General features: G+C 72.4%; 16 protein-coding genes. 9 read left to right on the top strand and 7 right to left on the bottom strand.

Annotation, left to right across the window (positions count from 1 at the left end; genetic code table 11):
• From OG534_RS13765 to OG534_RS13775, 3 genes are all read left to right on the top strand, one after another.
• On the top strand, window positions 1–651 hold the full coding sequence (locus tag OG534_RS13765; protein ID WP_326588380.1) for a PH domain-containing protein: 651 nt from the start codon (window positions 1–3) through the stop codon (window positions 649–651).
• Between the two features lie 93 nt (window positions 652–744).
• Entirely contained in the window at window positions 745–1,323 is a 579-nt protein-coding gene (locus OG534_RS13770; protein ID WP_326588381.1) for a VanZ family protein, read from the top strand.
• 39 nt (window positions 1,324–1,362) lie between these two features.
• Window positions 1,363–1,563: a PspC domain-containing protein gene (locus OG534_RS13775; protein WP_326588382.1), complete on the top strand. Its 201-nt coding sequence runs from the start codon at window positions 1,363–1,365 to the stop codon at window positions 1,561–1,563.
• 35 nt (window positions 1,564–1,598) lie between these two features.
• Here the strand turns inward: OG534_RS13775 and OG534_RS13780 are convergent, their stop codons facing one another.
• From OG534_RS13780 to OG534_RS13790, 3 genes are all read right to left on the bottom strand, one after another.
• A complete protein-coding gene (locus OG534_RS13780; RefSeq protein WP_326588383.1) occupies window positions 1,599–2,357 on the bottom strand; it encodes a hypothetical protein in 759 nt (252 codons plus the stop codon).
• A gap of 133 nt (window positions 2,358–2,490) precedes the next feature.
• The gene (locus OG534_RS13785) at window positions 2,491–2,757 is read right to left on the bottom strand and encodes a hypothetical protein (RefSeq protein ID WP_326588384.1); all 267 of its coding nucleotides are present in this window, start codon (window positions 2,755–2,757) and stop codon (window positions 2,491–2,493) included.
• Window positions 2,758–2,896: 139 nt separating this feature from the next.
• Window positions 2,897–4,045, bottom strand: coding sequence for an adenosine deaminase (locus OG534_RS13790; protein ID WP_326588385.1), 1,149 nt, complete (start codon window positions 4,043–4,045; stop codon window positions 2,897–2,899).
• A gap of 114 nt (window positions 4,046–4,159) precedes the next feature.
• On the opposite strand from OG534_RS13790, the gene OG534_RS13795 reads away from it, so the two are divergent.
• The 3 genes from OG534_RS13795 (at window position 4,160) to OG534_RS13805 (ending at window position 6,794) form a co-directional block, all read left to right on the top strand.
• Window positions 4,160–4,894: an alpha/beta hydrolase gene (locus OG534_RS13795; RefSeq protein ID WP_326588386.1), complete on the top strand. Its 735-nt coding sequence runs from the start codon at window positions 4,160–4,162 to the stop codon at window positions 4,892–4,894.
• 72 nt (window positions 4,895–4,966) lie between these two features.
• Window positions 4,967–5,338, top strand: coding sequence for a cupin domain-containing protein (locus OG534_RS13800; RefSeq protein WP_326588387.1), 372 nt, complete (start codon window positions 4,967–4,969; stop codon window positions 5,336–5,338).
• A 373-nt stretch (window positions 5,339–5,711) separates the two neighbouring features.
• Entirely contained in the window at window positions 5,712–6,794 is a 1,083-nt protein-coding gene (locus OG534_RS13805; RefSeq protein WP_326588388.1) for a helix-turn-helix transcriptional regulator, read from the top strand.
• Window positions 6,795–6,859: 65 nt separating this feature from the next.
• On the opposite strand, the gene OG534_RS13810 is transcribed toward OG534_RS13805, so the two are convergent.
• Entirely contained in the window at window positions 6,860–7,801 is a 942-nt protein-coding gene (locus OG534_RS13810; protein ID WP_326588389.1) for a LysR family transcriptional regulator, read from the bottom strand.
• Window positions 7,802–7,899: 98 nt separating this feature from the next.
• Here OG534_RS13810 and OG534_RS13815 point away from each other — a divergent pair, with 98 nt between their 5' ends.
• Complete coding sequence (locus OG534_RS13815; RefSeq protein ID WP_326588390.1) at window positions 7,900–9,183, top strand: MFS transporter; 1,284 nt, start codon at window positions 7,900–7,902, stop codon at window positions 9,181–9,183.
• A gap of 112 nt (window positions 9,184–9,295) precedes the next feature.
• Window positions 9,296–9,985, top strand: a complete 690-nt coding sequence (locus tag OG534_RS13820; RefSeq protein ID WP_326593598.1) for a L,D-transpeptidase family protein — start codon at window positions 9,296–9,298, stop codon at window positions 9,983–9,985.
• Between the two features lie 2 nt (window positions 9,986–9,987).
• Here OG534_RS13820 and OG534_RS13825 read toward each other — a convergent pair whose 3' ends face one another.
• On the bottom strand, window positions 9,988–11,376 hold the full coding sequence (locus OG534_RS13825; protein ID WP_326588391.1) for an MFS transporter: 1,389 nt from the start codon (window positions 11,374–11,376) through the stop codon (window positions 9,988–9,990).
• Window positions 11,377–11,575: 199 nt separating this feature from the next.
• Here OG534_RS13825 and OG534_RS13830 point away from each other — a divergent pair, with 199 nt between their 5' ends.
• Window positions 11,576–12,583, top strand: a complete 1,008-nt coding sequence (locus OG534_RS13830) for a sigma-70 family RNA polymerase sigma factor (RefSeq protein WP_326588392.1) — start codon at window positions 11,576–11,578, stop codon at window positions 12,581–12,583.
• On the opposite strand, the gene OG534_RS13835 is transcribed toward OG534_RS13830, so the two are convergent.
• Together OG534_RS13835 and OG534_RS13840 are read right to left on the bottom strand one after the other, a co-directional pair.
• Window positions 12,470–12,811: an STAS domain-containing protein gene (locus tag OG534_RS13835; protein ID WP_326588393.1), complete on the bottom strand. Its 342-nt coding sequence runs from the start codon at window positions 12,809–12,811 to the stop codon at window positions 12,470–12,472. The genes OG534_RS13830 and OG534_RS13835 overlap by 114 nt on opposite strands.
• 116 nt (window positions 12,812–12,927) lie before the next feature.
• On the bottom strand, window positions 12,928–14,205 hold the full coding sequence (locus OG534_RS13840) for a thymidine phosphorylase (RefSeq protein ID WP_326588394.1): 1,278 nt from the start codon (window positions 14,203–14,205) through the stop codon (window positions 12,928–12,930).
• Between the last annotated feature and the right edge of the window lie 66 nt (window positions 14,206–14,271).

A 14,271-nucleotide genomic window follows, 5' to 3' on the forward strand; every position in this document is an offset into this window, starting at 1 on the left:
ATGAGCAGCCAGCAGCAGCCGACCGACGAGCCGGTCTACGACGACCGGGTCTACCGCTCCACCATGGGCGTCATCTCGGGGGTACTGCTGCTCGCGCTGGTCGCATGGCTCTGCGGCGACGCCTTGCTGCGGGGCTCGGGGAACACCCCGTGGATCGCGGCCGCGGTGGCGCTGTGCGCCGTACCGCTGATCGTGGCGTTCACGATCCGCCCGGCCGTCTTCGCCAACGACGACCGGCTGCGCGTGCGGAACCCCTTCCGGATCATCGAGCTGCCCTGGGCGGCCGTGGACGCGGTGCGCGCCGGCTACTCGGCCGAGGTGCTGGCCGAGGGCTCGAAGTACCAGCTCTGGTCCGTGCCCGTCTCGCTGCGGGAGCGGAAGAAGGCGAACCGTCAGCAGCTGCGCCACCTCAGCACCCAGCACCGGCTCGACCGCCGCGAGCCGAGCGACCCGGGCGCGGCCGCCCGCACCCCGTCCGAACCGATGCGGGCCAGCGCCGACCGGATCGTGGACGAGCTGCAGCGGCTGGCCGAACGCGGCGCCGAGCGGGCCGGCGCCCAGGGCAGCGTGCGCGTGCGCTGGTCGTACGAGATCATCGCGCCCGCCGTGGCCGGCGCGCTGTTCCTGATCGTCCTGCTCGCCACCGGCTGACCGGCCTGACCTGCGGGACGGGGCCCACGTGCTCCCCGCCACACCCCCCGAACGGGCGGAACCGTGGCCACCGGGTGAGGCGTCCTCGCAGGTGTGCAGCGTCATGAGGCCGGCGGCAGCGCCGCCACCGCCACCGCGATCCATCTCCGTTTCCGACTCCTCGCCGGGGTCCTGCTCGTCGCCCACCTCGTGGTCGTCGGCTGGCTGACCCTTCGGCCGCTCGACGTGCCGTGGGCCGCGGCCGCCAATCTGTCCCCGCTGGAGGGGATCAGGGCGGACCTCGCCTACGGGCCGCTGGAGGCCGCCCGGCGGATCGGGGAGGGGCTGGCGCTGCTGGCCCCGCTCGGGGTGCTGCTGCCGATGATCAGCGGACGGATCGCGCTGTCGAGGCTGTCCGCGTGGTCCTCCCTGGCCCGGACCGCAGCCGCGGGCGCCCTGGTCTCCGTGAGCATCGAGATGCTCCAGACCGCCGTCCCGGGCCAGGTGGTCGACGTGGACTCGGTCCTGCTCAACACGGTCGGCGTCCTGCTCGCGCACGCGGCCGTCGTGCCGGCGCTGCGGGCCCGGCTGCGCCGCTCACACACCGTTTATCAGGGGGATACCCCGAAGATTTCCAGGGTCGGGCTCGGCCCCTGGACCGACGTTCTGTCGGCGGTCCAGCGGGAGTATTGAGACATCGCAAGAAAGCGATCCCGACGAAGGAGACACCTCATGAGCGCCTTGGTCCGCCCCCGTGACGGCCGTTGGATCGGCGGAGTCTGCGCCGGACTGGCACGGCGTTTCGGAATTTCCGCGAACACGATGCGCACCATATTCGTCGTCTCGTGCCTGCTGCCCGGCCCGCAGTTCCTGGTCTACATCGCGCTGTGGCTGCTGCTGCCGAACGAGAAGTCCGCCTCCGCCGCCTGGTAGCCGCCGACCGCGAGGCCGGCCGGCCGGGCACCCGGTCAGCCGGCCTTCTGGACCTTTTCGAGCTGCTTGTCGGTTACTTCCTGCGGCACCTGGGCCTTCTGCTGGACCGCCGCCACATTGAGGGCCATCAGCCGCACCACGGTGTCGCCCTCGCGCACCACGACCAGGTGGACCTGTGCCGAGACGCCCTGGGCGGCCGCGGTCGTGGTCCAGCTGACGCTCTCGTCGCCGCTCGTGCGGTAATCGGCGGCGCGCACGTCGCGGTAACTGCCGGTCTGCTTCTCGACCGTGGCGGAGAAGCCCGTACCGCAGGCGGCCACGGCGGCCCTGAGCCGGGCGATCAGCGCCTTGGCGTCGCTCTCGGCGTAGGAGCTGACGGAGGCGGAGACGGCGAGCCCGACCTGCTTCTGGGAGCCGATGCCGCGGTTGAGCGTCTCGCGGGCGGCCGGGTCCGGCTTGTCGCCCATGATGTCGGCCAGCGGCTGACAGGCCTTCTTGTCGGCCTGGGGCTGACCGTCCGGGGCGCCCGGGTTCTTGCCCTGGGCGGAGATCTGGTAGCCGGCCAGGTCGCCCTGGGCCAGCACGGACCGCTCCAGCCTGCTGCCACCGGTCTTCGGCGCCGCGGATCCCGTCGATCCGGGGGACGCCGCCGGGGCGCCGGGCGCGCCGGAGGCGGCCGCGGAGCCCTTGGGATCCGGGGCCTTGCCCGTCGCGGGGGCGTCGGTGCTGCTGCACCCCGCCGCCGCGAGAACCAGGGCGGGGACCAGCGCGACCATCGTCGCTCGTGCCTTCATGCGCATGACCGAAAACCTCATACCCAAAGCGTCGGCGGGCAGTTGGTGGTGATCGTGGCACACGGCACGACGTGGCGCCCACCCGCTCGAATGGGTGTGCGCCACGTGTGCACGCGTACGGATCCCGTACGAATCAGCCGCCGACGCCGAGCCCGCTGGTCGGCAGACCGCCGAGCAGGCCGGTCACGGGACCGAGGGCGGCGGCCGGGTCGCTCGACTGCTGGCCCTCGGCGCCCACCTGCTGCTGGCTGGTGGCCCCCTGGAGGAGACCGGTGGCGGAGCCCAGCGCGTCGGAGAGGCCGACGGCCGGAACGGCAGCGGAGGCGGTACCGGCGGCGACGGCGGCGAAGGCGGCACCGAGAGCGGCGACACCGAGGGTCTTGGCAGCTGACTGCTTCATGAAAACGAATCCTTGCGACGGGGAATTGAGCGGCTCCGCAAACTAGTCACTTCAAACCCCCGCCCGCAAACATCATTAAATACGAGAAAGCGCCCGGGAATTGCCTCTCCCGGGCGCTTTCAGTACGTCATGCCATGGCCTACACCGAGACGGAACCACTGGTGGAGGCGGTCTGCTGGAACAGCCACTCGGACTTCAGCTCCGCATAACCCGGCTTGATCACCTCGTTGATCATGGCCAGTCGTTCATCGAAAGGAATGAACGCGGACTTCATCGCATTGACGGTGAACCACTGCATGTCGTCGAGCGTGTAGCCGAAGGTGTCCACCAGGTGCTCGAACTCGCGGCTCATGCTGGTGCCGCTCATCAGGCGGTTGTCGGTGTTGACCGTGAGCCTGAAGTGCAGCTTGCGCAGCAGACCGATCGGGTGCTCGGCGTACGAGGCGGCCGCGGCCGTCTGCAGGTTCGACGTCGGGCACATCTCCAGGGGGATGCGCTTGTCCCGGACGTACGAGGCCAGGCGGCCCAGCTTGACCGAGCCGTCCTCGGCGACCTCGATGTCATCGATGATCTTCACGCCGTGGCCGAGGCGGTCGGCGCCGCACCACTGCAGGGCCTGCCAGATCGACGGCAGGCCGAAGGCCTCGCCGGCGTGGATGGTGAAGTGGTTGTTCTCGCGCTTGAGGTACTCGAAGGCGTCGAGGTGGCGGGTGGGAGGGAACCCGGCCTCGGCGCCGGCGATGTCGAAGCCGACCACGCCGTTGTCGCGGTAGCGGTTGGCCAGCTCCGCGATCTCCAGCGCACGGGCCGCGTGGCGCATCGCGGTCAGCAGGGCGCCGACGCGGATGCGGTGGCCGTTGGCCTTCGCGCGGCGCTCGCCCTCGCGGAAGCCGTCGTTCACGGCCTCGACGACCTCTTCGAGGGTCAGGCCGGCTTCCAGGTGCTGTTCCGGGGCGTAACGGATCTCGGCGTACACGACGCCGTCCTCGGCCAGGTCCTCGGCGCACTCGGCGGCGACCCGGAAGAGGGCCGCCTTCGTCTGCATGACCGCGCAGGTGTGGGCGAAGGTCTCCAGGTAACGCGGAAGGGAGCCGGAGTCGGCGGCTTCGCGGAACCAGATGCCGAGCTTGTCGGCGTCGGTCTCGGGGAGGCTCTCGTAGCCGGCCTCGCGGGCCAGCTCGATGATGGTCCCGGGGCGCAGTCCACCGTCGAGGTGATCGTGCAGCAGCACCTTCGGGGAGCGTCGGATCTGATCCGGGGTCGGCAGGTTGGGGGTCTCGCTCGTCATCTGCGCACTCTAACTCCTACGCGCGTAGAGCAGGGTGTCGACGGCGAGCGTTGATATGTAACAGAGACCGCGCGGACGGATGGCGTACACCTGAAGGTCTGAGACTGTTCCGCCATGGCACAGCATGCGCCGCCGGCGCGCGGGGCCCGTCTGGGGCGGGCGGCCGGCGCGAGAACCGGCTCGGGTTCGACGGAAAGCCCGGTCAACGGGGTGGTGCTCCTGCTTCCCGGGGCGTCCAGATTCTCCCCCGGTCCACTGCGCCCGCTCGCGCGGGCGCTGGCCCGGGCGGGCGGGGCGGAGGGGCTGGTCGCGCACACCGTGATCCACGGCGGCGGGTCCTCCCGCGAGGAACAGGCGCGGTGGGCGGCGGACGAGGTGGTGCGGCGGTACGGGGACGTGCCGGTGTGCCTGGCCGGCTACGGCGAGGGAGGCCTGGCCGCGCTGCGCGCCGCGGGGCACGGGGCCGTCAACTCCGTTCTGGTGATGGCCCCTTGTTTAGGGGAAGCGGCGCACGCGGACTCCCCTGAACCGGTGAAACAGCTGTCGGGGCGGCAGGTGTTGATCGTGCACGGCACCAACGACGCGCGCAGCGACCCGGAGGCGTCCTTCCTGCTGGCGGCGCGGGCGAAGAAGGCGAATCGTTCGACCTGCCGCTTCGAGGTGCACTCGGACGGCCACGGGCTGCGCGAGCACCAGGCGGAAGTGGTGGCGCTGGCCGTGGACTTCGTCCTGGGCGCGGTGTTCTCGGGACGGTACTCGCGGCCGGTGACGGACGCCCTGGCCGCCCCGCCGCCGCTGGGTCTGCGGATGCCGCTGGCCTCGGGCTTCGGGAAGTCCCTTCGGAGGTGAGTCACGGGCCCGACGCGTAGGGTGAAGAGGAGCAGGCGAGTACTCGGGGCTTCACTCCGGAGGCGGTGCATCATGACCGGGTTGGTGTCCAGGAGCTTCGACCAGGCCGACGAGACTCGGCCGTTCGTCGACGGCAAGGGCAGGCTGGACCTGCTGGAGACCGGTGGCACGGGGGTGGCGCGCTCCACCTTCGAGCCCGGCTGGAAGTGGTCGGAGCACGTCAAGCCGCTGGCCGGGACGGACAGCTGCCGTGCCGACCACACCGGGTACGTGGTGAGCGGCCGCATGAAGGTCGTCATGGACGACGGGGAGAGCACCGAGTTCGGCCCCGGCGACTACATGCGGGTGCCTCCCGGGCACAACGCGTGGGTCCTGGGCGACGAGGCCTGCGTGACGCTGGACTGGACCGGCTTCGCGGACTACGCGAAGCCGGCGCCCGGCTGAGGGCCGAAGACTTGGGGTTCGGGATTCGGGGGTTGGGGGCCCGCCGGCGGTCGCGCCGGTCCTCTCGTACCCGCCGCTCCGCCCCCTCACGGTCGGATGGCACCGATGGATCCGGCGCGACCACCACGGTGCCCGCTCCCGCACGGCGGGGCCCCCGGCCGCCGCCACGGCTGACCGCGGGGCCGGCAGGACGACGGCCGGGGCCCCCGCCCCTTCCCGGCCGTCCGCTGCCGCACACCGCGTCCCCCCGTCACGCCGTGAGACCACTGTGCCTGTTCGGCATCTGCCGGATGCGGCCGAACAGGCGTCGTCTTGCCGCCTTGCGGGAACACGAGGGGTTTACAAACCCTCCCAGGCAGGGACGAATGCGCCTATGCCAGCCGAGGAGACCGGAGCAGCCGGAGCAGCCGGAGCGGCCGGTTCCGTCGGGGAACTGACCCCGGCGGCCCGGCGCCTGTACGCGTACGCCGTCGAGCGGCACGCCTTCGACGCGGCGGAGGCCACCGAGGCCCTGGGCGTGCGCGCGGCCGCCGCGATCACCGAGCTGGCCGCCGCGCACCTGCTCCAGCGGGCCCCGGGCACCGGGCAGGACCGGTGGAGCGCGGTCGCGCCCCGGGCGGCGGCGGCGCGGGCGCTGGCCCCGCTGGCCCTGCTCGTCCGGGAGACCCACGACGAGATGGACCGGCTGCGGGGGCGGCTGGAGGCGCTGGTGCCGGCGTACGAGGCGGGGACCGCACACCGGGATCTGAGCGGCTCGGGCCGTCTGGAGCTGGTCACCGACCTCGGCGCGGTACGGGGGCTGATCGGGGAGCTGGTCGCGGCCTGCGAGCGGGAGCTGCTGACCTCGCAGCCCGGCGGGGGCCGGCCGCTGGAGGCGCTGGAGGAGTCGATCGGGCGGGACGAGTCCCTGCTGACGCGCGGGGTCCGGATGCGGACGATCTACCAGCACACGGCGCGGTACTCGCGGCCCACGGCGGCGTACGTCGAGCGGGTGACGGCGCTGGGCGCGCAGGTGCGGACGCTGGGCGACGGGCTGATGCGGATGCTGATCTTCGACGAGCACACGGGGCTGATGGCCGTACCGGACCGCAGCGGGGCGGCGCTGGTGGTGCGGGAGCCGAGTGTCGTGCACTTCATGACGTCGGCCTTCGAACGGTCCTGGCTGGGGGCGGAGCCCTTCTCGACGACGGTCAGCCCGGATGCGGCGCGGTCGATCTCGGACGAGCTGCGGCAGACGATCGTCCGGCTGCTGTCGGAGGGGCTGGAGGACAAGGTGATCGCACGCCGGCTGGGCATGTCGGAACGCACCTGCCAGCGCCACATCGCGGAGATCATGCGGGCCGTGGGAGCCAAGTCCCGCTTCCAGGCCGGCTACTTGCTCTCCGCGGCGCCGGCCCCCGCGACGCCGTCCCCCGCGCCGTCCCCCGCGCCCGCGGATCCGCACGGGCCGGCCTAGTACGGCCCACTACGGGCTGCCGTACCGGTCGGAGGAGGCCACCACTTTCGGGCGCCGGGGCTCCCTCACGCGGAGGGCGGTTCCAGTTCGGGGATCAGGCGGCCGCGGCGGGAGAGCAGGAAGCGTTTGAACTCCGCCACCGGCGGGGTGTCGGGGTGGCCGTCGAGCCAGGCGACGCCGATCTCGCGGACGGCGCGCGGGGCGGTGACCGTCAGCTCGACCACGCCGGGGCGGGCCACGGCCGGGGGCGGCAGGAGGGCCACGCCGAGGCCCGCGGCCACGAGGCCGCGCAGGGTTTCGGCCTCCTCGCCCTCGAACGCGACGCGCGGGATGAAGCCGGCCTCCGCGCACAGGTCGTCGGTGATGCGGCGCAGGCCGTAGCCGGGTTCGAGGGTGACGAAGGTTTCCTCCGCGGCCTCGGCGAGGCGGATGCGCTTGCGGACGGCGAGGCGGTGGTCCTCGGGGACGACCAGGCGCAGGCGCTGCTCGTCGAGGCGGCGGGCGACGAGGTCGGGGGCGTCCGGGAGGGGCGAGGTGAGGCAGAGGTCGAGTTCGCCGGCGCGCAGCTTCTCCAGCATGGCCTCGCCGTAGTTCTGGACCAGGGAGAAGCGCACGCGCGGGTGGTCCGCCCGGAAGGCGCGGATCAGGCCGGGTACGGTCTCGGACCCGAGGGTGTGGAGGAATCCGAACGCGACCTTGCCGAAGGCCGGGTCGGCGTCCTGCTGGACGGATTCGGCGGCGCGGGCGATCCCGTCCAGGGCCTGTTCGGCGGAGGCGAGGAAGGTGCGGCCCGCGGTGGTGAGGGCGACGGTGCGGCCCTTGCGGGCGAACAGCGTGACGCCCAGGTCCTGTTCGAGGCGGACCATGGCCCGCGACAGGGTGGACTGCGGGACGCCGAGTTCGTGCGCGGCGCGGGTGACGTGCTCGTGCCGGGCGACGGCGGCGAAGTACGCCAGGCGCGGGGCCAGCAGACGTGTCACGGCCATGTCTTCTTCGTAACGGTTCATTGACAGACGCCGCCCTGAGCTGTGGTGATGCAGGAGTGGATCGATTATCGCGTTTCTGTGCATTGGACGCATCAAAAACACGGGCCTACGGTCGATACATGTCTCCCGCTCATACCGGGGCACCCACCACCCTGGGTGCCTCCACCGCGTCGTTCCCGGAACCCCAGGCTCTCTCCCCCGGCCGCCCCGGCTACCGCCGGATGAGCCTCGCGCTCTTCGCCGCCGGACTGGCGACCTTCGCCCTCCTCTACTCCACCCAGGCACTGCTGCCCGCGATCTCCGACGGCTTCGGGGTGACGGCGGGCCAGGCCAGCTGGACGGTGTCCGCGGCCACCGGCGCCCTCGCCCTGTTCGTGCTGCCGCTCAGCGCGCTGTCCGAGCGGTTCGGCCGCACCCGGATGATGACCTGCTCGATGGTGGTGGCCGTGGGCGTCGGCCTGCTGGTGCCCTTCGCGCCGAACCTGGAGTGGCTGGTGGCGCTGCGCGCCGTCCAGGGTGCGGCGATCGCCGGGATCCCGGCCTCCGCGATGGCGTACCTGGCGGAGGAGGTCAAGCCGAAGGCACTGGTGGCCGCGATCGGCCTGTTCGTGGCGGGCAACTCCATCGGCGGCATGAGCGGCCGTCTCGTCACCGGCTGGGCGGCTCAGCTGTGGGGCTGGCGGGCCGGGCTGGCGGCCGTCGCCCTGATGTCGCTGGCCTGCGCGGTAGCCTTCCTGGTGCTGCTGCCCCGGGCGCGGTTCTTCCGCCCGGCGTCGCTGAACCCGCGCGCGGTGGGGAGTACCGTCGCCGGCCACCTGCGCGATCCTCTGCTGCTGCGCCTGTACGGGATCGGCGCGCTGTTCATGACGGTCTTCGGCGCGGTCTACACCGTCATCGGCTACCGCCTGGTCGACGAGCCGTTCTCGCTCGGACAGGGCGTCGTCGGGTCGATCTTCCTGATCTACCTGGTCGGTACGGTCTCCTCCGCGGCCGCGGGCAAGCTGGTGGCCCGCACGGGGCGGCGCGGCGCGCTGTACCTGGCCGTGACCACCACGGCGCTGGGGCTGCTGCTGTCGCTGTCCGAGTCCCTGGCGGCGATCGTGGTCGGGCTGGTCCTGATCACGGCGGGCTTCTTCGCGGGGCACGCGGTGGCCTCGGCCGCGGTGAGCCGGACGGCGAAGACGGGCCGGGCGCAGGCCTCCGCGCTCTACCAGTCGGCGTACTACCTGGGCTCCAGCGCGGGCGGCACCCTGGGCGCCCTCGCCTACCACGGGGCCGGGTGGGCGGCCACGGTCGGCATCGCGCTGCTGGCGGTGCTCGGCGTCGTGTCGATCACCCTCTACGGGAGCCACGCGGCCCGTGCGCAGCGGCGGATGCCGGCGTCGGCCCTGGGCGCGCGCTGACGAAAACTACGCCCCCGCCATAGGCAACCCCTGCTTGTTTTCCGGGCATTCAACACGGAGAACGGACGCTGTACGAGCAGGGGAGGACCTGATGGGGACGCGGACGACGCGCATGCGCGCGAAGCGGCGGGCGGTGGTGCTGGGCGGGGCGGCGGCGCTGGCGCTGCCGATGGTGGTCGCGGGGGGCGGGTCGGCGCAGGCCGCCTCCTGCTACCTGACCACCGGGCCGTACCAGCGGCAGGTGGAGCAGTTCCTGGGACGGCCCGTGGACGGGAGGCAGTCCGCGGCCGACTGCACGGCCATCAGGTCGTTCCAGGCGAGCCACGGGATCACCCCGGCCCAGGGGTACGCCGGGCCGCTGACGTGGCAGACGATGAACACGATGCTGGCCCAGCGCGCGGCGGGCAGGACGCCGAACAAGGCGGGCACCTGCCCGACGAACCGGGGGCGGATCGCCTGCGTCGACCTGACGCGGCAGCTCAGCTGGATCCAGGACGGCGCCACCCTGAAGTACGGCCCCGTCCCGGTCCGCACCGGCAAGGACGGCACGGAGACCCGGACCGGCCTGAAGAAGATCTACTACCTGAGCATCAACCACTGGTCGACGATCTACAAGGTCTCGATGCCGTACTCGCAGTTCTTCGACGGAGGCATTGCCTTCCACTCGACCACCAAGAGCATGTGGAACCCGCCCGGTTCGGGCGGCTGCGTGAACATGCGGCCCGCCGACGCCAAGGCGTACTGGAACATGCTGGGCAAGGGCGAGGACGTCTACGTGTACGGCCGCAAGCCCGGCACGTAGCCTCAGGCGGACGCGGAGGCCGGGGCGGGGGCCGGTGTCCCGCTCAGGAGGTCCAACCGCCGCAGGCCGGAACGCCGTTGCACGAGGGAGAGTCCCGCCACCGCCGCCCCGAGGACCAGCCAGCCCGCCGGGCCGGCCGTCATCACCGCGCCGGTGAGCAGCAGCGGGCCGGCGGACTTCTGGACGGACTGGGCCATGCCGGCCACGCCGAGGTACGAGGCGCGCGCCTCCCGGGGCGCGAGGGAGACCGCCAGTTCCCAGGAGCTGACCGAGCGCATCAGCTCCGCCGCGGTGGCCAGCACCGCCGCGGCGAGCAGGGCGGCCGAGGCGGCCCAGACCCCGCCCGCGGTGGCGGTGGCCAGGAGGACGCAGCACAGGAGCGTCGTCAGTCCGTACAGGGCGACCGCGTCGGCCGCCTGGCGGGGGCCTTGGACCTTCGCCGACACGCGCAGCTGCAGGACGACGACGAGCACGGTGTTGATGACCAGGAAGGCCGGGATCAGGGAGTGCGGCGCGCTGGTCTGCGTCACCAGCCACAGCGGCAGGCCGACGCCCAGGATCGAGTCGTCCAGGTTCATCGGGATGTCCAGCAGGACGAACCGGAGGTAGCCGCGGTCCCGCCACGGACTCGCCCCGGCCGGACCAGCCTTGCCCGCACCGGCACCCGCCGCGGCCGCCGGGTCCACCCCGTCCCCCGTATGCGCGTCCGTCTCCGCGTCCTCGGCCCCGTCGCCGGGCGGTGCGGTCAGCAGGCCGCGGCCGCGCGGCTCCCGGGTGCGCCAGACGAGGACCGCGGCCGCGAGGAACGACAGCGCGTTGGCGAGGATCAGCACCTGGTACGCGCCCCGCGTCCCGACGGCGAGGCCGATGGCGGCGAGGCCCGCGCCGAGCGCGTAGCCGGCGTTCGCCGAACTCCTCGACAGCGCCTGGTAGGTGGAGCGCTGCTCGCCCGCGACCCGGGTGGCGAAGAGCATCTCCAGCGTCTTGGCCGCCCGGTCTCCCAGGTGGGTGACGGCGACCACGGCCAGCAGCACGTCGAAGTCGGTGACCACCAGCAGCGCGCAGAGGGTCCCGAGGCGCAGCAGGTGGCAGCCGATCAGCAGCGAGCGCACCGGGAAGCGGTCGGCCAGGTGGCCCGCGAGCGGTGATCCGGCGATGCCCGCCACTCCGGCCGCGCCGAACAGCAGGCCGAGCTGTCCGGCGTCGAGTCCGAGGATGAAGGTGAAGTAGAGGACGCAGGCCGCGGCCCAGACGCCCGTTCCCGCGCGGTCCAGGAGCTGGGCGAGCAGCATGATCCGGGCGTCGCGGCCGCCCGGCGGCCTGCGCAGCTGCGCGATCAGGCCGGGTGCTCCCCGCCGTGCCTTCCGGTTCTCCCCGCCACGCCGCCGCATCCCAGGCCTCCGCATCCCCCGCCCATGTATCTCGATGTCGAGATACATGGGGAAGCCTGCCCCACATGAATCTTGACGTCAAGATACTTGATGCCGACAGACCGCCGCCGGGTTCCACGCCTCGGCGCTTGCGGCTGCCGTTGTCAGACCCCTCCGGTAGGTTCCGAAGCATCGGGAACGACCAGGGGGATGGACGGACATGAGCGATCTCGCCATCAGTACGGACCTCGACGCGGCGATGGACCGGTACCGGGTCGAGCTCACCGGCTACTGCTACCGGATGCTCGGCTCCTCCTTCGACGCCGAGGACGCGGTGCAGGACACGTACATCCGTGCCTGGCGCAGCCACGAGAAGTTCGAGGGCCGTTCCTCGCTGCGGTCCTGGCTGTACCGGATCGCCACCAACGTCTGCCTGGACCTACTGAACGCCGGGAAGAAGCGGGCCCGCCCGATGGACCTGACCGCCCCCCAGCACCAGGCCTCCGCCGTGCTCAACGAGCGCCCCGAGGTGACCTGGCTGGAGCCCGTCCCGGACGGCCGGGTCCTCCCGCAGACCGCCGATCCGGCCGAGATGGCGCTGGCCAGGGAATCCGTACGGCTGGCGTTCGTCGCGGCACTCCAGCACCTGCCGGCGAAGCAGCGGGCCGTGCTGATCCTGCGCGAGGTGCTGGCGTGGAAGGCGGACGAGGTCGCACAGCTGCTGGACACCACGGTGGCGTCGGTGAACAGCGCCCTGCAGCGGGCGCGGGCCACGCTCGCCGGGCACGGGCTGCGCGAGAGCGACCCGGCGGACCCGCTGGACGAGGACCAGGCCAAGCTGCTGGAGCAGTACCTCTCCGCCTTCGAGGCCTACGACATCACGCGCCTGACCACGCTCCTGCACGAGGACGCGGTGCTGTCGATGCCGCCGTTCGACCTGTGGCTCCGGGGCCACGCGGACATCGCGGCCTGGCACCTGAACCAGGGCATCGGCTGCAAGGGCTCCCGGCTGGTCCCGACGACGGCGAACGGCATGCCGGCCTTCGGCCAGTACCGTCCGCGCGCGGACGGGCGGCCGGGGCACACCCCGTGGGCGCTCCAGGTGCTGGAGATCTCAGACGGCAAGATCGTCGGACTCAACGCCTTCCTGGACACCGCCCGGTGGTTCCCCCTCTTCGGCCTCCCGGAGCAGCTCGACGAGGCCTACGAGGTCCAGCAGGGCGCGTAGGGCGGGTCCGGCCCCGGTGACGGCGAAGCCCCCGCGCCCCCGCGCGGCCAGCCTCAGCCGGGCCAGCACCTGTACGTCGGCCAGTCCGGGCGTGGTCACCGCCGCGGCGTCGCAGACCACCGCGCCCGCCCCGCCGTCGTAGAGCCGCGCCAGCCGCGCGCACAGCAGCGCGGCGTCCTGCGGGGCGGCCGGTCCGGGGCCGGGCAGCACAAGTCGTTCGATCTCCACGAGGGGGTGACTCCCCCACCCGCCCGAACTCATCGGCGCAGCCCTGCCGGGCCCGGGAAAAGGCGCTGGCGCGGCTCCGGACGGGGAGCCGCGCCGACGGGACGGGGGGCCTGGGATCAGGCGATGCGGTCCAGCACGATCGGCGTGGCGGAGAAGGACGTGCCCGCCGGGGAGACGTCGTAGCAGCCCTCCAGGGAGGACAGCGCGTAGTCGAACTTCTCCGGGGTGTCCGTGTGCAGGGTCATCAGCGGCTGCCCGGCGGTGACGGTGTCACCCGGCTTCGCGTGGAGCTCGATGCCCGCGCCCGCCTGCACCGGGTCCTCCTTGCGGGCACGGCCCGCGCCGAGGCGCCAGGCGCCGACGCCCACCGCGTACGCGTCCAGACGGGTCAGGACGCCCGAGGACGAGGCGGTGACCACGTGCTGCTCACGGGCCACGGGCAGGGCCGCGTCCGGGTCGCCGCCCTGGGCCGCGATCATCCGGCGCCAGTGGTCCATCGCGGAGCCGTCGGCCAGGGCCTTCGCCGGGTCGGCGTCCTTGATGCCCGCCGCGTCCAGCATCTCCTTGGCCAGAGCGATGGTCAGCTCGACCACGTCGGCGGGGCCGCCGCCGGCCAGCACCTCGACCGACTCGCGGACTTCGAGCGCGTTTCCGGCGGTCAGGCCCAGCGGCGTGGACATGTCCGTGAGGAGCGCGACGGTCTTGACGCCCGAGTCGGTGCCCAGGCCCACCATGGTCCGCGCCAGCTCGCGCGCGTCCTCGATGTTCTTCATGAAGGCGCCGGTGCCGACCTTGACGTCCAGGACGAGCGAGCCCGTCCCCTCGGCGATCTTCTTGGACATGATCGAGGAGGCGATCAGCGGGATGGCCTCGACGGTGCCGGTGACGTCGCGCAGCGCGTAGAGCTTCTTGTCCGCCGGGGCCAGCCCGTCGCCCGCCGCGCAGATGACCGCGCCGGTGGTGTCCAGGACGTGCAGCATCTCCTCGTTGGACAGCAGCGCGCGCCAGCCGGGGATGGACTCCAGCTTGTCGAGGGTGCCGCCGGTGTGGCCGAGCCCGCGGCCCGACAGCTGCGGAACGGCCGCGCCGCACGCGGCGACGAGCGGGGCCAGGGGGAGGGTGATCTTGTCGCCGACGCCGCCGGTGGAGTGCTTGTCGGCGGTCGGGCGGGAGAGGGAGTCGAAGTTCATCCGCTCGCCGGAGGCGATCATCGCCGCGGTCCAGCGGGCGATCTCGGTGCGGTTCATGCCGTTCAGCAGGATGGCCATCGCCAGCGCCGACATCTGCTCGTCGGCGACGACACCGCGCGTGTACGCGTCGATGACCCAGTCGATCTGCTCGGGGCTCAGCTCACCGCGGTCCCGCTTGGTCCGGATGACGGAGATGACGTCCATGAGGTGCTTCCTTCTACGCGCATAGAGAGAGGGAGGAGAGGGGTTCGGGGAACGGAAGGACGACGG

Origin of the sequence: Streptomyces sp. NBC_01294 (genome assembly GCF_035917235.1) — a bacterium.
Classification (GTDB): Bacteria; Actinomycetota; Actinomycetes; order Streptomycetales; family Streptomycetaceae; genus Streptomyces; species Streptomyces caledonius.